Raw genomic sequence first — 20,565 nt, forward strand, 5'->3', positions numbered from 1 at the left:
GAGAACCAATGATGGAGGAGACCATGGACAAGAGGCGGGCATTGAAGGGTGTCGCGGCGCTGTTTGCGCTGTCGATCGGTTTTGTCGCTCCGGCCGCGGCGCAGATGACGATCCGCTACGCCCATGTCGGATCGGAAGGCGATATCCAGTACTGGTATGCCGACGAGTTCGCCAAGCGCGTCGAGAAGCGTACCGATGGCCGGGTCAAGGTGCAGGTCTTCCCGAATTCGCAGCTCGGCGGCGCACAGGAAACGGTCGATGGCGTGCGCAGCGGCGCGATCCCGCTGGCGCATCACGAATTCGCCTCGCTGTCGCGGCTGATGCCGGATATCGCGTCCTTTGCGGCGCCCTTCATCTATCGCGACGGCACCCATGCGATGGCCGCGACCGACCCGGACAAATCCGAAGTCATGAAGGAGATGTCGGACAAGCTGGTCAAACAGACGAATGTCCGCATCATCGGCCGGCTCTATCGCGGCGCGCGCCAGATGACCGCGAAAATGGCGGTCTATTCCCCGGCGGATCTCAAGGACAAGCGCTTCCGTGGCGTGCCGCTGCAGCTCTGGACGTCGATGATCAAGGGCATGGGGGCGGTGCCGACGCCGGTGGAGGTAGCCGAACTGCCGACGGCGCTGATGACCGGCATGGTGATCGGCCAGGAAAACCCCCTGACCATGATCAACGCCAACAAGCTCTACGAGGTGCAGACCCACGCCATGCTGACCGGGCACATGCAGAACGTGCTGCCGGTGTTCATCAACGAGCGGACCTGGCAGTCGATCCCCGAGAAGGATCGCGCGATCGTGGCCGAGGTCGCAGCCGAGGTTGGCGAGGAGACGTTGAAGCTCGGCATGGCAGCCGAGGTGCAACTGATCGATGAGCTCAAGAAGAAGGGCATGATCTTCATCACCGAAAAGGACGGACTCAAGGTTGACGAGTTCCGCAAGTCGGTGGGCGCCCAAATCAATGCCGACTTCCCGAGCTGGGGCCCGATCACCCAGCGCATCGCCGCAGTGAAGTGAGACGACGGCCGGGGCACCTCTCTTAAAATTCAGAGACGGATTCACTGATCAGGTCGATTCAACCTGACCAGATCCGGTTCTGGGCCCCGGCCTTTCTTTTCCAGCCCGACCCTTCGCCCTGCCGACGAGGCCCGCTCTTGCAAACCTCTGATATCGTCTTCGACGCTCCCGTCGCCGTGGCTGCGGTGGACAGCCGCACCTATGCGATCGATCGCGCGGTCGAGCCGGTTCGCTGGGTCTTTCGCTGGGGCAGCCTGGCGATGCTGATCGCCATGGTGTCGCTGCCTTTCATCCAGGTGGTTTCGCGCGAGATCTTCGCCATGCCGATCATCGGCGTGGAGGAACTGGCGCGCTTCATGCTGATCTGCTCGGTCTTCCTGGCGCTGCCCTATGTCGTTTCCGCCGGTGCCAATATCCGGATGGAGGAGATCGTCGCGATGTTCCCGGCCGGCGTCGTGCGCGTCGCCAAGGTCATGGGCGCCGTCACGGCAACGGCCACCTTCGCCGCGATCGCTGTCGCGAGCTTCGTCGCGATCGGCGGCAATCTCGACAATTCGACGCCGACGCTCGGCATTCCCTACTGGGTCTTCCTCGGCGCGGCCTTCGTCAGCTTCACGATGACCACGCTCGAATGCGGGATCCAGACCGTCAAGGTCATCCAGGGCAAGCCGCTCTACATCACCTTTCCGCAGGAGCACGAGCCCGAGGAAGAGCTCGATCTGCCTGACGAAATGAAGGGTTGAGGCGCGAAACGATGTCCGTGACCATCATCCTCGCCTTCGTGGCGCTCTTCATCTTCGGTTTTCCGGTCGTGGTCGCGATCGCGGTGCCGGCTCTGCTCTACATCCTCCTGGCGGGCTTCCCGATCGAGCTGGTGGCGCAGCGCATGACCTATGCGCTGGATTCCTTCCCGCTCGTGGCGGTGCCGGTGTTCATCTTCGTCGGCAGCCTGATGAACCAGAGCGGCATCACCAGCAATATCTACCACTTCGCCCATACGCTCGGCGGCCGGGTCCCAGGCGGGCTGGCGCAGGTCAATGTCATCGGTTCGCTGGTGTTCTCCGGCACGTCGGGGGCGGCGCTGGCCGATATCGGCGGTCTCGGCCGCATCGAGATCCGGGCGATGGTGCGGGCAGGGTTCACCCGGGCCTATTCGGCAGCGATTACGGGCGCTTCTGCTGTCGTCGGGCCGATCTTTCCGCCTTCCATTCCGCTCATCATCTACGGTTCGGTGACCAGTGTCTCGATCGTGCAATTGCTGGTCGCGGGCATCATGCCGGCCCTGCTCTATGTCGCCTTCCTGATGCTGACGGTGGGCTGGCTGGCGAAGCGGCACAATCATCCGCGCTCCAAGCGCTGGCCGACCTTCCACGAACTCTGGAGCACGTTCTGGCCGGCGGCGCCCGCGCTGATGACGCCGGTCCTGCTCGTCGGCGGCATGCTGGGCGGCTATTTCACGCCGACCGAGGCCGCCTCGCTCACCGTCGCCTATATCCTGCTGATCGCCGTCGTCTTCTATGGCGGCATCAGCTGGGCCAGGCTGCGCTTTGCCCTGTTCGATACGGTGAAGACGACGTCGGCAGTTCTGGTCATCGTCTCGGCTGCGGCGCTGTTCGGCTGGATCCTGACCGTCGAACAATTGCCGCAGACCTTCACGCGCAGCCTGCTGTCGATCTCGACCGACCCGCTGATGCTGCTGCTGATCGTCAACGTGCTGCTGCTGATCGTCGGCATGTTCCTCGACAGCACCACCGCGACGCTGCTGGTCGCGCCGCTGGTCTCGGCGCCGCTGGTCCTGGCGGGCGTCGATCCAGTGCATCTCGGCATCATTTTCGTCTTCAACCTGATGATCGGCCTGCTGACGCCGCCGATGGGGCTGGCGCTGTTCCTGCTCTCAGACATTGCCAAGACCTCGATGCCGGCCGTGCTGAAGGCGGTGATGCCGTTCTACATCCCGTTGTTCGGGTCGCTGGCGATCATCACGCTGTGGCCGGAGCTGACGCTCTGGCTGCCGAAGATGCTGCGCTGAGCGGGGAAGGCGGTCCGTCGCGGAGATGACGCTTCGATAGGACGGCGCGCCGCATTGGTCTGCGGCGCGTCGCATCCTACATAGGGGAGCCTGCCCCGAGAGCGCCGAGCCCCATGTCCGAACGCGACTCCGAAGCCAATCGCTTTTCCGCCCGCGCGGCGCGCTATGCCCGCGTCGGGGCCAATGTCGGCGGGGTCGCGGCGCGGATCGCCGGCACGCGGCTGTTCGGGCTCGACGGGCGCAACGCCTCCAATGCCGAGGCGCTGGCCAAGGCGCTGGGCGGCCTGAAGGGGCCGATCATGAAGGTGGCGCAGCTCGTCGCCACCATTCCCGATGTGGTGCCACCGGAATACGCCGCCGAACTTCAGAAGCTGCAATCGCAGGCGCCGCCGATGGGGGCCGCCTTCGTCAAGCGCCGGATGATGGCGGAGCTTGGCCCGCACTGGCGCGAGCGCTTCGGCGAATTCGACCTGAAGCCGGCGGCGGCGGCCTCGCTTGGCCAGGTGCATCGCGCGACCACGCTCGAGGGCGCGGCGCTGGCCTGCAAGCTGCAATATCCCGACATGGAATCGGCGGTCGAGGCGGACATTGCGCAGCTCGACATCCTGTTCGCGCTGCACCGGCGCATGGACCCGATCATCGACACCACCGAGATCGCCAAGGAGATCGGTGCGCGGGTGCGCGAGGAGCTCGACTACCAGCGCGAGGGCAAGCATATCGCGCTCTACCGGGAGATGCTGGCGCAGACGCCAGAGGTGCGCGTGCCGGCGCTGGAGGCCTCGCTCTCGACACGGCGGCTCCTGACCATGCGCTGGCTCGAGGGCGACGGCATCCTGAGCCACAAGCAGGACGACCAACAGGTGCGCGACCGCATCTCGACGGCGATGTTCAAGGCGTGGTGGCGGCCCTTCAGCCATCACGGCGTCATCCATGGCGACCCGCATCTGGGCAACTACACCGTCTTTTCGGAGGGCGGCGCTGCGCAAGGCATCAACCTGCTCGACTATGGCTGCATCCGCATCTTTCCGCCCTCCTTCGTCGGGGGTGTGGTCGATCTCTATCGCGGCCTGCTGGGGGGCGATGAGCGCCGCGTCGTCCATGCCTATGAGACCTGGGGCTTCAAGGGCCTGACCAAGGATCTGGTCGATACGCTGAACATCTGGGCGCGCTTCATCTACGGGCCGCTGCTGGAGGACCGGACGCGCCGCATCGCCGAGGGCGTGAGCCCGGCCGAATATGGCCGCCGCCAGGCCTTCGAGGTGCATCAGGCGCTGAAGAAGCGGGGCCCTGTGAGGGTGCCGCGCGAATTCGTCTTCATGGACCGTGCTGCGATCGGGCTCGGCGGCGTTTTCCTGCATCTCGATGCGGAGCTGAACTTCCACCGCCTGTTCGAGGCCGAGATCGAAGGCTTCTCGGTCGAGACCGTGGCGGCGGACCAGGCCTCGGCGCTGGCGCGTGCCGGGCTCGTCGCGACAAGCTGAGGCCTTTCCCGTGGTTTGGAAGCCTCCGGCCTGATTCGGCGCTTGCTTCGGCGGCATCGAGCAGTCTAGATCGCGCGCTTCCTCTCCAGCGTTCCGGAAGCGCTCCCCGCCATGGCCTCCACATCTTCGCCCGTCGCCATCATCATGGGCAGCCAGTCCGATTGGGCGACGATGCGCCATGCCGCCGAGACGCTCGATGCGCTCGGGATCAGTCATGACGACCGCATCGTCTCCGCTCACCGCACGCCGCAGCGCATGGTCGAATTCGCGACCGGCGCCAAGGCCGCGGGCTTCAAGGTGGTGATCGCGGGCGCCGGCGGCGCGGCGCATCTGCCCGGCATGACCGCCTCGCTGACGCCGCTGCCGGTCTTCGGCGTGCCGGTCGAGTCCAAGGCTCTGTCGGGCCAGGACAGCCTGCTCTCGATCGTTCAGATGCCGGCCGGCATTCCCGTCGGCACGCTCGCCATCGGCCGGGCCGGGGCGGTTAACGCAGCCCTGCTCGCGGCGGCCGTGCTGGCGCTCTCCGACGAGGCGCTGGCGGAGCGTCTCGATGCCTATCGCGCCCGCCAGAGCGGCGCCATCACTGAGCGCCCCGTGAAGGACGACGCGTGAGCACGCCGGCTTTCGAGAGCGGGCGTTTCGAGGGCTTGGCGCCCGGCGCCGTGCTCGGCATCCTCGGTGGCGGCCAGCTCGCCCGGATGATCGCGCTCGCGGCGGCCGATCTCGGCATCGCCAGCCACATCTTTGCGCCGGAGACCGAGAACCCTGCCTTCGACGTCGCCACCGCCCGGACGGTCGCGGCCTATGAGGACGAGGCGGCGCTCGCGCGCTTCGCAGAGGCCGTCGACGTCGTCACCTATGAGTTCGAGAACGTGCCGGCCGCGACGGCCGCATTCCTCGCCGCCCGCAAGCCGCTGCATCCCGGCGCGCGCGCGCTCGCGGTGACGCAGGACCGGCTCAGCGAGAAGCGCTTCGTCGCCGATCTAGGGCTTGCGGTGGCGCCGTTCCGCGCGGTCGATTCGCTGGCCGATCTGGAAGCTGCGGTTGTCGCGCTCGGACGACCCAGTGTGCTGAAGACGCGCCGTTTCGGCTATGATGGCAAGGGCCAGATCAAGATTCTGCCCGGCATGGATCTGGCCGAGGCCCATGCGGCGATCGGCCGTTCGCCGGCGGTGCTGGAGGGTTTCGTGACCTTTGCCCGCGAGGTCTCCGTCGTCGCGGCGCGCGCGGCCGATGGCAGCTTCGCTGCTTTCGATCTCTGCGAGAACGAGCATCGCGATCATATTCTCGCCTTCACCCGGATTCCCGCGCAGGTCTCGGCCGCGACCGAGGCGACGGCGATCGCGGCGGCGCGCAAGATCGGAGCGGCGCTCGGCTATGTCGGCGTCTTCGCGGTCGAGATGTTCGTGGTCGGGGAGGGGGCGACCGAGAGCGTCGTCGTCAACGAGATCGCACCGCGGGTGCATAACTCCGGGCACTGGACGAGCGAGGGCGCGCAGACCTCGCAGTTCCACCAGCATGTGCGGGCCGTCTGCGGCTTTCCGTTGGGTTCGGCGCAGCGCCGCGGCCGGGTCGAGATGGAGAACCTGATCGGCGATGCGGCCCTGCGCTGGCGCGAGCTCCTGGCCGAACCTGGCGCGCATCTGCATCTCTACGGCAAGCGCGAGGCGCGCCCCGGCCGCAAGATGGGCCATGTCACGCGAGTCGTTTCCGAACAGCCCTGAGCGGGCTCAGAGCACGCGCCGCAACCGCTCGCCCCGCGCCAGCCAGAACGCCTTGAGCGGCCCGGGCACGATCCCGAGCCTCCGGTACAGCACCATGGCGAGTGCCCCGGGCTGAGCGCCGCCGCTCGCACGATAGGGCTCCATCAGCCGCTCCAGCACGACCCGCCGATGGCGCTGGCGCGCCAGCGGCCGGAGCCCGGAGGAGGGCGTCTGCATGACGAGTTGCACCACACGGTCGAGCACGGCGCCTTCGGTCGTGGGGACCAGGCGGGCGACCTCTTCGTCGAGCACGGCCTGTTTCGCCTCGGCCAGGGGCGCGCCCCTGGCATAGGCCTGTTCGACCCGCTCCCAGGCGGGATGGGCAAGGTCGCTGGCGAGCAGCATGATGCGGCGCTCGCGCTCGGATTCGCCTTGCTGCTCGGACGCGGCATTCTGCATGGATTTTCCCGGTTCCCGGCGTGGACAGCCGAAAGCTTTTCTGTTATCCGCACGATCCTTCGCGCGATCTGCATCGCAGTGTCGCCGGCCCACCTTTTTAGACCAACCCGCTAAAGACGGACAATCACGTGCAGGTTCTCGTTCGCGACAACAACGTCGACCAGGCTCTCCGCGCTCTCAAGAAGAAGCTGCAGCGCGAGGGCGTTTTCCGCGAGATGAAGCTTCGCGGCCATTACGAGAAGCCCTCCGAGAAAAAGGCCCGCGAAAAGGCCGAGGCCGTTCGCCGCGCCCGCAAGCTGCACCGCAAGAAGCTCCAGCGCGAAGGCCTGCTGCCGGCGCCGGTGAAGCCGAAGCGTCCCTGATTTTGCTCGGCTGTGGTAGCGCTCGCGCTGCCTGTCGACGATGGAAGGCCTGACCGCGCCTGGAGCCCGCTCCGGGCGCTGTTGCTTTTCCGGCAGCGTTAACCGACTCTTGGCGCGTTAACCAACTATTGGCACAAAGCGGGCGTTCTCTTCACCGGGGCGCTGTCGGTTGGGGGAGCGCGGTGATGCGGCGGCGATCCGGCAGGGAGCGGCGCGGCAGATGAGGCACGGAACCGGACCGATGGGACAAAGCATGATGGGTGTTAGGAACTGGCGGAGCAAGCGCTGGACCGGCAAAGGCTGGACTCCGAAAAGCTGGGCGGTGGCGGCGGGCATGGCCCTCGTGCTGGCAGGCTGTGACACCGTTTCCAATATGACAGGGCAGCCCGTCGCGGAACTCGACACGGCCTCGGCTGCCGATGCGAGCGTCAATATCGGCTCGCTTTCGGAGGTGGTGAGCCGCAATCCCAACGATCCCGGCGCCTACAACACCCGCGGCGCCGCCTATGCGCGCGTCGGCCGTTTCTCCGATGCGATCGCCGATTTCACCAAGGCGGTCCAGCTCGACCCCAACCTCGCCTCGGCCTATACGAATCGCGGCCTCGCGCTGCGCCAGAGCGGCCGGACCGATGCGGCGCTTTCCGATTTCAACCGCGCCACCACCGCTTCGCCGAACTATGCGCCGGCCTATATCGCCCGCGCCAACCTGCTGCGCGCCCAGGGCAACAGCCAGCAGGCACTGGGGGATTTGAACACCGCGATCCGCCTCAATCCGGAATCGGCCGAGGCCTTCCATGCGCGCGGGCTGGTCTACCAGAAGGAAGGCCAGCACCAGTATGCGGTGACCGATTTCGACTCGGTGATCGACCGCAACCCCTACAATGCCCCGCCCTACACGGCGCGCGGCCAGAGCCTGAACGCGCTCGGCAAGTACGATGCGGCGCTCGAGGACTTCACGGCCTCGCTCAATGTCGACAACCGCAATGCCGATGCCTGGGCCGGCCGCGGCTTCGCCTATGAGAAGCTCGGCAAGAAATCGGAAGCCGCCGAGAGCTACCAGCGCGCGCTGAGCCTCGACGGCAACAATGCGACAGCCCGTGCCGGACAGGCGCGCATGGGCGGCGGCGGGCTGTTCCGGAGCTGAGGACGGCGCAGGCATGATGCGCGGGTTCGACCCCGGCATCTCCGGCAAGCGATTCGCGCATCGGGCCGGCCGCCGGCCGGCCTCGGGGGCTCCCCGCGAAAAATTAACGCGGAAGAATGACGGCGCGAGCCGGCGCGCTACTCCACCGTCCGGCTCTCCGCTCCCCTGACATTGCCGGCCGCAACGTCGGCGAGGAAGCGCCGGACCTCCTGCAGGGCACCATGGGCCGGCAGATCGTCATGACGGCCCTGCGGGAAGCGCAGGAAGCGCTTGGGCGGGTTTGCGAGGCCGTAGAGCGCCTCGCCCTGCGCGAAGGGGATGACGCTGTCGCGCGCGCCATGCAGCACCAGCAGCGGCACGCGGACGCGGTCGATCACGGCTTGGGACCGGAACTGGTCCAGCATGAGCAGGAGGACCGGCACATAGGGGTAGATTGCCTGTGCCACCGATGTGGTCGAGAGGTAGGGGGCCTCCAGCACGATGGCCGCCAGCGGCGCCTCGGCCGCCAGCTTCAGCACGACGCCGGTGCCGAGCGATTCGCCATAGCCGATGAGCTGGGAGGCGCCGAAGCGCTCGGCCGCGGCGCCATACAGCGCCCGGGCGTCGAGATGCAGGCCGTCCTCGGAGGGGCTGCCGGTCGAGCCGCCATAGCCGCGATAGCTGACCGCGAAGAGGCCGGTGCCGTCCTCGGTCAGGGCCCGGAAGCGTCCAAGGCGGCCGGGCCGGCCGAGATTGCCGGCATTGCCGTGAAAATACAGCAGCACGGGTTTGCCCGCGCGGGGCGGAACCACCCAGGCCACCAGCCGCTCGCCATCGGCCGCGGTCAGAGTGACCTCCTCCGCGCCCGCGAGCCCGGCCGAGGCGATCGGTGCGCGCGCGGGATCGCGCGGAAAGACCAGGTCCCGCTGCCTGACATAGAGCACGGCGAGCAGGCCGATATAGACGCTCACGGCAATGAGGAGGCCGTGCTTCAGGAAACGCAGGATCATCGCAGCGTCATCGTGGGAAAAAGCAAAAGGGCCGGCATGAAGCCGGCCCTTTGCAGCGTTCTCATGACGCGATGCGTCGCCTCAGTGCGCCATCGCCTTGACGATGTCGTCGGTGACCTTCTTGGCGTCGCCAAACAGCATCATCGTGTTGGGCCGGAAGAACAGCTCGTTCTCGACGCCGGCATAGCCCGCCGCCATGCCGCGCTTGATGAAGAGCACGGTCTTGGCCTTCTCGACGTCGAGAATCGGCATGCCATAGATCGGCGAGGATTTGTCGGTCTTGGCGGCCGGGTTGGTGACATCGTTGGCGCCGATGACGAAGGCGACGTCGGCCTGGCCGAACTCCGAGTTGATGTCCTCGAGCTCGAAGACCTCGTCATAGGGCACGTTGGCTTCCGCCAGCAGCACGTTCATGTGGCCGGGCATGCGGCCTGCGACCGGATGGATGGCGTATTTGACCTCGACGCCTTCCTTCTTGAGCAGGTCGGCCATCTCGCGCAGCGTGTGCTGCGCCTGCGCCACCGCCATGCCGTAGCCCGGCACGATGATGACCTTGGCGGCGTTCTTCATGATGTAGGCGGCATCGTCGGCCGAGCCCTGCTTGACCGGGCGCGCCTCGACCGCGCCGCCGGGGCCAGCCGCGGCGTCGTCGCCGCCGAAGCCGCCGAGGATGACGGAGATGAAGCTCCGGTTCATCGCCTTGCACATGATGTAGGACAGGATCGCGCCGGACGAACCGACGAGCGCGCCGGTGATGATCAGCGCCATGTTGCCGAGGGTGAAGCCGATGCCGGCCGCGGCCCAACCCGAATAGGAGTTGAGCATCGAGACGACGACGGGCATGTCGGCGCCGCCGATCGGGATGATCAGCAGCACGCCCAGCGTGAACGAGACCAGCACGATCAGCCAGAAGACGACATGGCTCTCGGTCTTCAGGAAGATCAGCAGCAGCACGACCAGCGCGATGCCGAGGCCGATATTGATGCCGTGGCGCTGCGGCAGCATGATCGGCTTGCCGCTCATGCGCCCGTCGAGCTTCAGGAAGGCGATGATCGAGCCGGTGAAGGTGATCGCACCGATGGCGACGCCGAGGCCCATCTCGAACAGGCTCGCGCCCTTGATCTGGCCGACATTGCCGATGCCGAAGGCGCTCGGCGCATAGAGCGCGGCTGCCGCCACCAGAACCGCCGCCAGGCCTACCAGCGAGTGGAAGAAGGCGACGAGCTGCGGCATCTGCGTCATCTGCACGCGCTTGGCCATGAAGGCGCCGATGCCACCGCCGATGGCGATGCCGGCCACGACCAGGAGCCAGCCCGAGAAGCTGGCCGGCGGGAAGAAGACGATGGTGGTGGCAATGGCGATGCCCATGCCGACCATGCCGTAGAGATTGCCCTGTCGCGACGTCGTCGGATGCGACAGGCCGCGCAGGGCCATGATGAAGAGGACGCCGGAGACGACGTAGAGCAGGGCGGAGAGGTTCGCGGCCATCGGCGCTCAGCCCTTCTTCTTGTACATCGACAGCATCCGCTCGGTGACGAGGAAGCCGCCGAAGATGTTGACCGAGGCAAGGATCAGAGCCAGGAAACCGAAGATCTTGGCCCAGACCGGGCCGTCGCCGAGCGCGGGAGCCGCATCGACCCCGACCGCCAGCAGCGCGCCGACGACGATGACCGAGGAAATCGCGTTGGTGACCGACATCAGCGGCGTGTGCAGGGCCGGCGTCACCGACCAGACGACATAGTAGCCGACGAAGACGGCGAGTACGAAGATGGCGAGGCGGAACACCGTCGGGTCGACGCCGACCGCGGCGCCGGCGGCATGGGCCGCCTGCTCGGCATAGCGCTCGGCGAGTTCGGCTGCCTGCTTTGCCAGCGCGGCGGCGGAGCGCGCCTGTTCGAGGGCCTGTTCAGGTGTCGGATTAGCCATTGGTGACGCTCCCCTCGACGACAGGCGCAGGCGCGGGTTCCGGCTTTGCTTCCGGCTTGGCCGCGAAATTCGGATGGATCACGGCGCCGTCCCTGGTCAGGGCGGTCGCCTTGACGAGCTCGTCGTCCCAGTTCACCGCGACGGCCTTCGCGGTCTTGTCGATCAGCGTCTCGACGAAGGCGAAGAGGTTCTTAGCGTAGAGCTGCGACGAGGTCGCGGCCAGCCGGCCCGGCACGTTCAGATGCCCGACGATCTTGACGCCGTTAGGCGTGGTGACAACCTCGCCCGGCTTGGCGAGTTCGCAGTTGCCACCGCGCTCGACCGCGAGGTCGACGATGACCGAACCCGCCTTCATGCTCTCGACCATGGCGGCCGAGATCAGCTTCGGGGCGGGGCGACCGGGAATCAGCGCCGTCGTGATGACGATGTCCTGCTTGGCGATGTGGCTCGCCGTCAGCTCGGCCTGCTTGGCCTGGTATTCCTTGGACATTTCCTTGGCGTAGCCGCCGGCCGTCTGCGCCTGCTTGAACTCCTCGTCCTCGACGGCCAGGAACTTCGCGCCGAGCGATTCGACCTGTTCCTTGGTGGCGGGGCGGACGTCGGTCGCGGTCACGATCGCGCCGTTGCGGCGCGCGGTCGCGATGGCCTGCAGGCCGGCTACGCCGACACCCATGATGAAGATGCGCGCGGCCGGCACCGTGCCCGCCGCCGTCATCATCATCGGCAGGGCGCGGCCATATTCGCCGGCGCCGTCGATCACGGCGCGGTAGCCTGCGAGATTCGCCTGCGACGAGAGCACGTCCATCACCTGCGCGCGGGTGATGCGCGGCATGAATTCCATCGCGAAGGCCGCGACCTTGGCCTTTGCCAGCGCCGCGAGCTCGGGCTCGTTGCCATAGGGGTCCATGATGCCGACGACCAGCGCGCCCGCGGGCAGGCCGGCGATCTCGGCTTTCGCCGGGCGGCGCACCTTCAGGACGATGGCCGCACCGGCGAGCGCGTCCGCTGCCGACGCGGCGACGGTCGCGCCGGCGGCCTGATAATCGGCATCGCTGATGCCGGAGGCGAGGCCCGCGCCTGTCTCGACGGCGATTTCGGCCCCGAGACCGATGAACTTGCGGACGGTCTCCGGCGTCACGGCGACGCGGGTTTCCGCTCCCTGCGTTTCGGCTGGCACGGCGATGCGCATGGCAGGAAAAGGCCTTTCCGGCGTGGTGGCGGGGAACCCCGGGACAGGACGTCCTAGAGCAGGATCAGCGCGAGCATCAGCAGCGCGAAAGGAACGGCCGGGGCGCGCCAGCCGATGGACTTCGAGGCGATGCCAACGCCCGTGCCGACCAGCGTCAGCAGCGTACCGATGATCGCGATGCCCCAGGCATGCTTGGTGCCGCCGACGGCGAGCGCCGCGACGATGGCGAGACAGGCGACGGTGCCGACCTCGGCGAAATGCACGAAGCCCTGATAGGTGCGCTCATGCTCGCGATAGTCCATCTGCGGGATGTCTTCGGCGTGGTGTCCGTGGCTGGCCATGGTCTGATCCCAAGAAAAAACACTTCGCATGCCCTGTAGCGCACCTGCGGGAGGTCGGCAACGGAGCGGCGGGACAGCCCTTCCGCAAGGAGATGCGAGAGATGCGACGGTCGCGGCTCTACAGCGCCGATGGGGCCATGTAAATCGATTTAGATGGAGAAAATTCTTCTCCATTCGCGAAACGCGTGGTGCTTTTCAGGCGATGATGTCCGGCGTCAGCGCGTCCTCGATCTGGGAGATGCGGTCCTTGAGATAAAGCTTGCGCTTCTTCAGCCGCTGCACCTGGATCTGGTTGATCGCGCCGACGCGCTCGAGCGCGTCGATCGCGCTGTCGAGGTCGCGGTGCTCCTCGCGCAGGCGAGCCAGCTCCGTGGTGAAGGCCTCGACCTCGTCAGGGCTCAGCTCGAATCCCATGAAGCCATCTCATCATCGCCGCGATTGGGCGCGACTATGCTGAGACGCCGGGCGCGCCGCAAGTGCGGCGACGCACGGTGGGTGCGTGACGCGTCACATTCGTGCCGCCACGGAAAGCAGCCGGTGACGATCACAGAATCTCATGATGCGGTGCGAGATTGCCCCGCAGACGTGAAGCCGGCTCTATGTCAGACTGCCTCTGTCAACCGCTCATCAGGAGGATCCAGATGTCGCTGCAGACCCATCTCGTCGAACTCGAACGCAAGCATCGCCAGCTCGAGGAAGCCATCGCCCAGGCCGTGGCCCGCCCCTCGTCCGACGGTCTCACCGTGGTCGAGATGAAGCGGAAGAAGCTGCTGCTGAAGGAGGAGATCGAGCGCGTACGGCAGACCATGCCGGACCGAACGCTGCATTGAGCGGCAGCCGGGCGGATGCGGCCCGGTTTGAAACCATCGTCTGATGCGAGATTGGCCGGCCCCTTGCGGGGCCGGTTTTTTTCATACCTGCGACGTGGCGACGCCTCCTGCCCGACTGCAGCGGAACTTCTGCCGTGCGCCCTTGTTGGGCGTGCACAGGCAGAGGAGAGACGATGCGATCCCTTATCGACGGGCATGCGGGACGAGTTGCCGAGGCGAGCGCGGTATCGGGACAGGCGAGGCATTCGCGCCGCGACACGCTGGCGCTGCTGCTGTCCTCCTGCGCCATCGGCCTGCGCCCGGCGGCGGCCCAGTCCGCTCCGGCGGCCGGAGCGCGGCAGAATGGCTTCGGCTATGAGGATGTCGTGCGCCAGGCGCGCCAGCTCGGCGAACGCCCGTTCGATGCCGACGGTGCCGCGATTCCGGCCGAGCTGACGAAGCTGAGCTATGACAGCTATCGCGAGATCCGCTTTCGCCGCGACAAGGCGTTCTGGCGCGAGGGCGAATCGGATTTCCGGCTGCTGCCCTTCCATCTCGGCTTCCTCCACAACAAGCCGGTCCAGATCCATATCGTCAGCGACGGCACCGCGATCCCGATTCCCTTCACCACGGGGCTGTTCGAATACGGCAAGGTGCCCGTGACCAAGGGGCTGTCGCCCTCGCTCGGCTTCGCGGGCTTTGCCGTCACGACCAACCTCAACGACCCGACAGTGCAAGACGAGGTCATCTCCTTCCTTGGCGCGAGCTATTTTCGGTTGATCGGGCGCGGCCATCGCTACGGGCTGTCGGCACGCTCGCTTGCGCTGGATGTCGGCGGCGAGCAGCCCGAGGAGTTCCCCTTCATGCGGGCGCTGTGGGTTGAGGAGCCGTCGCGGGACACGGCCGAGTTGGTGATCTACGCGCTGCTCGACTCGCCTTCGGTCGCGGGCGCCTACCGTTATGTCGTCAGGCCGGGCCAGGAGACCCATGTCGATGTCACCGCGACGATCGTCCCGCGCAAAAGCATTGCGCGGCTCGGCATCGCGCCGCTGACCTCGATGTTCCAGGCCGGCGAGGGCGATCTTGCCCAGCGCACCGATTTTCGGCCCGAGATCCACGATTCCGACGGGTTGATGATGCAGACCGGCGCCGGCGAATGGATCTGGCGTCCGCTGCGCAACCCCAAGGCATTGCGGATTTCCAGCTTCGGCGACCGGAACCCGCGCGGCTTCGGCCTGATGCAGCGCGACCGCGACTTCGGTAACTACCAGGACCTCGAAGCCCATTATCACGCGCGGCCGGGCTACTGGGTCGAGCCGCAAGGGGAATGGGGCGAGGGGCGCGTCGATCTGATCGAGATTCCGACCGTCAACGAGGCTTTCGACAACATCGTTGCCTGCTGGACACCGCGGGAGCCGCTTCCCATCGGGAAGCCCGCCGCGTTCAGCTACCGCATCTCGGCCCTGTCGACGACGGGCGATCTCCACCCCTATGCCCAGACCCGGCACAGCTTCAACGGCTCGGATATCGAGGACGTCCATGCCGACGGCTTCGGCAAGAAGCGCTTCATCGTCGATTTCGGCGGTGGCGATCTCGCCTATTACCTGTCCGACCCGAGCCGTGTGGAGATCGCCGCCTCGACGACGGCCGGTACGGTGGCCGCGACGATCCTCGATGCCAATCCTGCCGCCAAGGGCTTCCGCGCCATCGTCGACGTGACGCTCCCTGACGGGCAGGCGGCAGAGCTGCGGATCTATCTTCGATCGCGAGGTCGGCCGCTGTCGGAAACCTGGACGAGCACCTGGTCGGTGCCGGCCGCTCCTGCGGTGGCACCTGCCAAGGCTGTCGACAACTGAGTCCGCTCCCAGCAGGGTGCTGACGTATGGCAGGTGCCGGGACCGGGCGCGGCCGTTGTTGCCATGAGCGGAACTTTGAGGCCGCGATCGCGGTTGAACGGCACGGACGCAACGACAAGGGAGGGATCCGTGGGTATCATCTGGACGATCATCATCGGTTTCGTGGCAGGCATCATCGCCAAATTCATCACCCCCGGCTCGAATGAGCCGGCCGGTTTCATCCTGACCACGATCCTGGGAATCGTGGGGGCGTTCGTCGCGACATATCTCGGCCAGTCGCTCGGCTGGTATGGCCCCGGGGAGGGCGCCGGGCTGATCGGTGCGGTGGTCGGCGCGGTCATCGTTCTGCTGGTCTGGGCGATGCTGAGCAACCGCAGAACCGCTGTCTGATCCGTTTCCCTTTAACCCTTTGGGAGTGATGTCGATGGCCGACAATTCAAGTTCCGGATTTCCATCGCTGACGGCCCTGCTCGGCGTGCTCGCCGTCGCGGGCTATCAGAACCGTGACAAGATCGGCGAATGGCTGCGCGGCGCGACACCGCAGGAGGGCAGCGCCAACACGGTGCCGAATCCTTCTGGCTCGGCTCCGCCCGGGCAGGGCGAAGGCGGCATCCTCGGTGGTCTGGGCGGCCTGCTGGGTGGCGGGCTGGGCGAACTCGTCGATCGGTTCAAGCAATCCGGTCAGGGCGAGAAGGCTGATTCATGGGTCCGCCAGGGTCCCAACGAGGAGGTCGCTCCGCCTGATCTCGAACGGGCGCTCGGGCCCGAGATCATCGCGGCGATCACGCGGGAGACCGGCCTCTCGCGCGAGGAGTTGCTGGCTCGCCTCTCGAACGTGCTGCCGCAAGCGGTCGACAGCTCGACGCCCGACGGCACGTTCCGGCGCGCCTGAGCCCGGGAGGCGGAACCAACCGGATGGCGCGCGGTCAGAGGCCGTGCGCCATTTTCCGCAAGCGGAACATGTGCGGCAACCGTGTCTGACCCAACGCGATCTCGAAGCCGGGCCAATCTGGTCCGGCTTTTCATTTACGTAAGGGAAACTGCCTAACGCCAAAAGGCATTGGCCTTGTCGCGTTCTGCGGTGCAAAGGCGTTCGGGGTTGTCAAGAGTTCGGTAAGATTACTATTGTGTTCAACGAAGGCCGACGCTACGTTTGCATCGTGTTAATTGTTTTTGAGAGGCGATAGGCAGTTGCCATTTCGGTCTCCGTGGATTCTCTGTTTTTGTGCATCGCAATATAATTGCGATGTGCGAGGATCTGTTGATCCGCACTCTTTCCAGTGCGTCATTCAATGTGTTCAATCTTGAGTTGGTTCCGTTTATTTCGCGCGGATATTTTAGATTTTATAATAATTCTAAACTATTTTGTTCCAGGCGGATTGAATTCCCGCGTTTTGATACAGCTTCGGCAATTAAACGGAGATGTTTGTGGTGAATTATTGGGTTTGATTTATTTGTCTGCTTCCAGATTTATGTATAAATCTATTAGTGGATATATTTTATATATAACGTACTTTAATTGTGTGCGTTCGTTTTAAATAGTGTCAGCGATTTCCGTGTGGTGGTGCTTCGTGCTGTCTATGGAGTACTGTAATGTTGGGATTGACCGGAATCGCGCTGGCACCGATGCCGGAGCAGCGACATTTTCTCGCCTATCCAAGACTTCCCGATGGCTATGACGTCCCGCCGGGGTGGAGCCCATACGGGTCCGGCGATGCCCTCGACGCGGTCGTCCTGACAGCCATCGTACCTGACCACGCGCTCAGGATTCTTCTCGACAAGATCAAGGATCCCCTCGTTCCGATCGTCAGCTTCCTGCCGGACGAGCGCCAATGCATCGACCTGGCCGGGCTGGGCGAAGGGCCCGCCTGGGCGCGGGCCCTGGAGATACAGGCACGGCTGCTGGAATTGCCGCCGTCGATACGCTATTCGACACAGCCCGAGGACATCCTGCTGGCGCGGATCTATTCGCGCAACGAAGGACTGAATCCGGTCTACGATTCCGCAAGCCGCGATCTCGTGCGCTACCCTGTCGCCGGCGCGCTTGCGAACGTATCGGAAGTGGCGACCGCCCTTTTCGAAAGAGGGCATCTGATCCGGAGCTTCTTCGACCGCATCCATTGCTGTCCACAGTGCCGCTCGGGACATCTGTCGGTGCGCGAGGAATGTCATTCCTGCGCCTCGGCAAACATTCGCGAGGAACTGGTCGTCCATCACTTCCAATGCGCGCATGAAGCTCCGGAATCGCATTTCCGGAGCGGTGGAGGCTTCGAGTGTCCGAAATGCGCGCGGACGTTGCGGCATATTGGGCTCGACTACGACAAGCCGGGCTCGATCACGCGCTGCGGCGATTGCGGGGCGATCAACGACAAGCCCAATGTCGGCTTCAAATGCATCGACTGCGGCGCGCATTCGGCGCCCGATCAGGTGCCTGCCCGGACGTGGTTCGTCTACAACATCACGGCGGCGGGAACACACAGGGTCTTGAGCGAGACGGATACCGCCTCGGCCTCGCAGGAACCCGCGGCGGACAGGTTTCAGATTCTGTTGGAGTATGCCCGGCGGGAGGCGCGCGAATTCGGCTCGCCCTGCCAGCTTTTCCGCATCGTCTTCGCCAAGCGGACAGAGATCGAGGCGCAGAACATTCGGCTCTGGGAGCAGAGCATGCTGCTGATGAGCGATGTCCTGCGCGGCGTGCTGCGCGAGGTCGATGATTTCCGTGAGGAACGCGACGGTTTCCTCGTCCTGCTACCGAGAAGCGATGAAGCGGACGCAAGGCGCGTCATGGACCAGATCACGCGCCGCGCCGCGTCGGTTTTGAAGATCGACCCCGGCCTCGACTACAGCTTCGTCGCCGAATACCCGGTACGGGGCCTTCGAGAGCTGGCCGCCTGACGATGGCCGAAATGGACACCCCGTTCGTCATCCTCGGCCAATTCGACGGGGCCGGCTGGCTCGCGATGTTCTGGTTCATGATCCTGCTGGAGATTCCGCGTTACACATTGTCGGGGATCGCGATCTTCATCTCCAGTTTCGGCAGGAAGCGGGCGCCGACCGGCCACGAGAAGCGGGCTCTGGACAGGCTGACGATCAGCATCGTGATCGCAGGCCATAACGAGGCCGACGCGATCGAGAAATGCATCCGGTCGCTCGGCGAGCAGACCCGCAGGATCGACGAGATCATCTTCATCGATGACGGCTCGACCGATGGCATGCGGGAGATCATCAACCGATATCGCCAGCTTGGGCGGATCGACATCGCGCTGTCGAACCAGGTCCGCAGCGGCAAGGCGGCATCCTGCAATCTCGGTTTCACGCTCGCGAAGGGGGACATCATCGTCAATCTCGACGCGGACTGTTCCTATGACTGCAATGCCATCGAGAAGCTGATCGAGCCTTTCACCGATCCACGGGTCGGCGCCACGACGGGAGCGCTTGGCGTGCGAAACTTCGATCAGTCGGTGGTGACGGCGTACCAGGCGATCGAGTACGTGGTCTCGATCGGGATGGGAAAGCGCGCGCTCGACATGCTGGACCTCGTCGTCTGCGCGTCGGGTGCCTTCGGCGCTTTCCGGCGCGAGGCGCTGGCGCAGGTCGGCATGCTCGACCCCGGCCCGGGCGAAGATTTCGACCTGACGCTGAGGCTGCGGCGCAGCGGCTGGAAGATCAGTTTTGCCGCTGATTCATGGTGCTTCACCGATACGCCGGCGACCTTCGCCGCGATCATCCGGCAGCGCCGCCGCTGGGACCGGGACACGATCCGCACCCGCATGCGCAAGTTCCGCAACGCGCTGAGTCCGGGCCGTCGCACGTTCCGGCTGCTGGAAACGTTCGAGCAGATCGAGTGGCTGGTGTTGAACGTGCTCGTGACGATCGTGTTTCCGATCTATGTCGCGTGGCTGTTCCTGGTCTTCGGCAGTGGGGCGATCGACATCCTCGCAGCCGTTGCGCTGGTCTACCTGCTGCTCGATGCGATCTCCTTCCTGATGGCGCTGTCGATTTGCGGTCGCTACGATTCGCGGATGGTGTTCAGTATTGCGCCGTACCTCCTGACATTCGGGCTCTACAACGGCGTCTTCATGCGGTGCGTGCGCCTTTACGCCTATTACGAAGAATGGATTCACCGCGCCTCGACGCGGGACTCGTATTCGCCGCTGCGGGTCTCGCATCAGGCCCATCGGATCAGATGATCGCATGATTACCCAACTGCGAGACCGCACCCGCGCCGACAGGTTCCTGAACGATGTCCGCGCGAACCAGAAATCACGCCGGAACTACGGGCGCTATATCTACATCGCCGCCCTGCTCGCAGTCTTCGGCTATCTCGGCAATCTCTTCTTCGGCCATCTGTTGTGGCTCAAGGCGGAAGGGCTCGTCCTGTCGGAGCATGTGATCATCGCTTCGCCCTATTCCGTCCAGGTCACGAAGATGGCGGTGCAGCCCGGGCAGATCGTGCGGCAGGGCGATGTCCTGGCCCATGTCAGCTCACCGCAGATGGTCGAGGCGATGGCGACGCTGACCTCCAAGGCGGCCGAGACGACGGCCAGGCAAGCGGAACTGGCGATCAAGCTCGAGGTCGCCAACGCCGTCCTCAAGACTGCCGACGAACGGCTGAAGGAAACCGAAGTCCAGCTTCGCAAGGTCAATACGTCGCGGGCCTCGGCGGGTTTCGTGTCCGATGCCTTCGCTGCCAATGTCCAGAAGGATCGCTATTTCGCGATGCAGGAGAAGGTGTCGCGCGAGGCGGAGCGTCGCGGCGCCATCGAGCAGCTCGCGCAACTCGATCTGTCGCTGGCGGAGGCGCGCACGGCACTCCAGCAATTGCGGCAGAGTTACAATAACGGGGTGATCGAGGCGCCCGCCGACGGCACGGTCGGACCGAAGACCACCGTGCAGGGCGACGTGCTTCGGCCCGGCGACAATCTGATGCAGCTCTATGTCGGCCGGAAATTCGCGCTGGTCTATCTGGAGACGGGTTCGCTCTACGAGGCGAAGACCGGCGATCGCGTCACGATCGCAGACGGCTTCAAGCAGACATCGGGCAGGATCGCCGAAATCCAGCCGCTCACCGTGCCTTTGCCGGCCGAGTTCCAGCGTGCCTTTCGGCCGCCCTCGCGCGGTCAGGTCGCCAAGATCGCACTCGACAGCGAGGCGATCTTCCCGATGTCGTCGAAAATCTCGGTCAGCAGCCAGTCGTGGTGGCCGCGCGGGTTGAAAATGGACCGCTCGGGAGAAAACTGATCGTCGCGGTTCGC

Annotated in this window: 22 protein-coding genes; 15 read left to right on the forward strand and 7 right to left on the reverse strand. The window is 65.3% G+C overall.

Annotation, left to right across the window (positions count from 1 at the left end):
- Positions 1 to 23 precede the first annotated feature (23 nt).
- The 6 genes from C8D03_RS14095 to C8D03_RS14120 all read left to right on the forward strand — a co-directional run bounded on the left by C8D03_RS14095 (position 24) and on the right by C8D03_RS14120 (position 6,256).
- On the forward strand, positions 24 to 1,022 hold the full coding sequence (locus C8D03_RS14095) for a TRAP transporter substrate-binding protein (RefSeq protein WP_108051643.1): 999 nt from the start codon (positions 24 to 26) through the stop codon (positions 1,020 to 1,022).
- Between the two features lie 137 nt (positions 1,023 to 1,159).
- Positions 1,160 to 1,765 carry a TRAP transporter small permease gene (locus tag C8D03_RS14100; RefSeq protein ID WP_108046985.1) on the forward strand — a complete coding sequence of 202 codons (606 nt, stop codon included), beginning with the start codon at positions 1,160 to 1,162 and terminating at the stop codon, positions 1,763 to 1,765.
- 11 nt (positions 1,766 to 1,776) lie between these two features.
- On the forward strand, positions 1,777 to 3,051 hold the full coding sequence (locus tag C8D03_RS14105) for a TRAP transporter large permease (RefSeq protein ID WP_108046987.1): 1,275 nt from the start codon (positions 1,777 to 1,779) through the stop codon (positions 3,049 to 3,051).
- A 113-nt stretch (positions 3,052 to 3,164) separates the two neighbouring features.
- On the forward strand, positions 3,165 to 4,532 hold the full coding sequence (locus C8D03_RS14110) for an ABC1 kinase family protein (protein ID WP_108046996.1): 1,368 nt from the start codon (positions 3,165 to 3,167) through the stop codon (positions 4,530 to 4,532).
- 111 nt (positions 4,533 to 4,643) lie between these two features.
- A complete protein-coding gene (gene purE, locus C8D03_RS14115) occupies positions 4,644 to 5,144 on the forward strand; it encodes a 5-(carboxyamino)imidazole ribonucleotide mutase (RefSeq protein WP_108046998.1) in 501 nt (166 codons plus the stop codon).
- On the forward strand, positions 5,141 to 6,256 hold the full coding sequence (locus tag C8D03_RS14120) for a 5-(carboxyamino)imidazole ribonucleotide synthase (RefSeq protein WP_108047000.1): 1,116 nt from the start codon (positions 5,141 to 5,143) through the stop codon (positions 6,254 to 6,256). Before purE ends, C8D03_RS14120 begins: the two co-directional genes overlap by 4 nt.
- A 6-nt stretch (positions 6,257 to 6,262) precedes the next feature.
- Here C8D03_RS14120 and C8D03_RS14125 read toward each other — a convergent pair whose 3' ends face one another.
- On the reverse strand, positions 6,263 to 6,694 hold the full coding sequence (locus C8D03_RS14125; protein ID WP_108047002.1) for a hypothetical protein: 432 nt from the start codon (positions 6,692 to 6,694) through the stop codon (positions 6,263 to 6,265).
- Positions 6,695 to 6,822: 128 nt separating this feature from the next.
- Between C8D03_RS14125 and rpsU the strand changes: the two genes are divergently transcribed.
- The gene (gene rpsU, locus C8D03_RS14130; protein WP_054208533.1) at positions 6,823 to 7,056 is read left to right on the forward strand and encodes a 30S ribosomal protein S21; all 234 of its coding nucleotides are present in this window, start codon (positions 6,823 to 6,825) and stop codon (positions 7,054 to 7,056) included.
- Between the two features lie 334 nt (positions 7,057 to 7,390).
- Entirely contained in the window at positions 7,391 to 8,200 is an 810-nt protein-coding gene (locus tag C8D03_RS14135; RefSeq protein ID WP_108047004.1) for a tetratricopeptide repeat protein, read from the forward strand.
- 137 nt (positions 8,201 to 8,337) lie between these two features.
- On the opposite strand, the gene C8D03_RS14140 is transcribed toward C8D03_RS14135, so the two are convergent.
- The 6 genes from C8D03_RS14140 to C8D03_RS14165 all read right to left on the reverse strand — a co-directional run bounded on the left by C8D03_RS14140 (position 8,338) and on the right by C8D03_RS14165 (position 13,059).
- A complete protein-coding gene (locus C8D03_RS14140; protein WP_108047006.1) occupies positions 8,338 to 9,189 on the reverse strand; it encodes an alpha/beta hydrolase in 852 nt (283 codons plus the stop codon).
- Between the two features lie 81 nt (positions 9,190 to 9,270).
- Positions 9,271 to 10,677, reverse strand: a complete 1,407-nt coding sequence (locus tag C8D03_RS14145; RefSeq protein ID WP_108047008.1) for an NAD(P)(+) transhydrogenase (Re/Si-specific) subunit beta — start codon at positions 10,675 to 10,677, stop codon at positions 9,271 to 9,273.
- Positions 10,678 to 10,683: 6 nt separating this feature from the next.
- Positions 10,684 to 11,115 carry an NAD(P) transhydrogenase subunit alpha part 2 gene (locus C8D03_RS14150; RefSeq protein ID WP_108047010.1) on the reverse strand — a complete coding sequence of 144 codons (432 nt, stop codon included), beginning with the start codon at positions 11,113 to 11,115 and terminating at the stop codon, positions 10,684 to 10,686.
- Positions 11,108 to 12,304 (reverse strand): Re/Si-specific NAD(P)(+) transhydrogenase subunit alpha, encoded by a 1,197-nt coding sequence (locus C8D03_RS14155; protein WP_108047012.1) that lies wholly within the window; start codon positions 12,302 to 12,304, stop codon positions 11,108 to 11,110. The genes C8D03_RS14150 and C8D03_RS14155 overlap by 8 nt, the downstream gene beginning before the upstream one ends.
- Positions 12,305 to 12,357: 53 nt before the next feature.
- On the reverse strand, positions 12,358 to 12,645 hold the full coding sequence (locus tag C8D03_RS14160; RefSeq protein WP_108047014.1) for an aa3-type cytochrome c oxidase subunit IV: 288 nt from the start codon (positions 12,643 to 12,645) through the stop codon (positions 12,358 to 12,360).
- A 195-nt stretch (positions 12,646 to 12,840) separates the two neighbouring features.
- Positions 12,841 to 13,059 (reverse strand): YdcH family protein, encoded by a 219-nt coding sequence (locus tag C8D03_RS14165; RefSeq protein ID WP_108047016.1) that lies wholly within the window; start codon positions 13,057 to 13,059, stop codon positions 12,841 to 12,843.
- Between the two features lie 227 nt (positions 13,060 to 13,286).
- Between C8D03_RS14165 and C8D03_RS14170 the strand changes: the two genes are divergently transcribed.
- The 7 genes from C8D03_RS14170 to C8D03_RS14200 all read left to right on the forward strand — a co-directional run bounded on the left by C8D03_RS14170 (position 13,287) and on the right by C8D03_RS14200 (position 20,551).
- Positions 13,287 to 13,475 (forward strand): YdcH family protein, encoded by a 189-nt coding sequence (locus tag C8D03_RS14170; protein ID WP_108047018.1) that lies wholly within the window; start codon positions 13,287 to 13,289, stop codon positions 13,473 to 13,475.
- 173 nt (positions 13,476 to 13,648) lie between these two features.
- Complete coding sequence (locus C8D03_RS14175) at positions 13,649 to 15,310, forward strand: OpgD/OpgG family glucan biosynthesis protein (protein WP_108047020.1); 1,662 nt, start codon at positions 13,649 to 13,651, stop codon at positions 15,308 to 15,310.
- A 129-nt stretch (positions 15,311 to 15,439) separates the two neighbouring features.
- Positions 15,440 to 15,700: a GlsB/YeaQ/YmgE family stress response membrane protein gene (locus C8D03_RS14180; RefSeq protein ID WP_108047023.1), complete on the forward strand. Its 261-nt coding sequence runs from the start codon at positions 15,440 to 15,442 to the stop codon at positions 15,698 to 15,700.
- Between the two features lie 34 nt (positions 15,701 to 15,734).
- The gene (locus tag C8D03_RS14185; RefSeq protein WP_108051645.1) at positions 15,735 to 16,202 is read left to right on the forward strand and encodes a YidB family protein; all 468 of its coding nucleotides are present in this window, start codon (positions 15,735 to 15,737) and stop codon (positions 16,200 to 16,202) included.
- A gap of 701 nt (positions 16,203 to 16,903) precedes the next feature.
- Positions 16,904 to 18,205 (forward strand): TackOD1 domain-containing metal-binding protein, encoded by a 1,302-nt coding sequence (locus C8D03_RS14190; RefSeq protein ID WP_146170175.1) that lies wholly within the window; start codon positions 16,904 to 16,906, stop codon positions 18,203 to 18,205.
- Between the two features lie 11 nt (positions 18,206 to 18,216).
- Entirely contained in the window at positions 18,217 to 19,500 is a 1,284-nt protein-coding gene (locus C8D03_RS14195; protein WP_181300970.1) for a glycosyltransferase family 2 protein, read from the forward strand.
- A gap of 4 nt (positions 19,501 to 19,504) precedes the next feature.
- Positions 19,505 to 20,551, forward strand: a complete 1,047-nt coding sequence (locus C8D03_RS14200) for an HlyD family secretion protein (RefSeq protein ID WP_108047029.1) — start codon at positions 19,505 to 19,507, stop codon at positions 20,549 to 20,551.
- The last annotated feature ends 14 nt before the right edge of the window (positions 20,552 to 20,565 follow it).

The sequence above is a fragment of the Bosea sp. 124 genome (genome assembly GCF_003046175.1).
GTDB lineage: Bacteria > Pseudomonadota > Alphaproteobacteria > Rhizobiales > Beijerinckiaceae > Allobosea.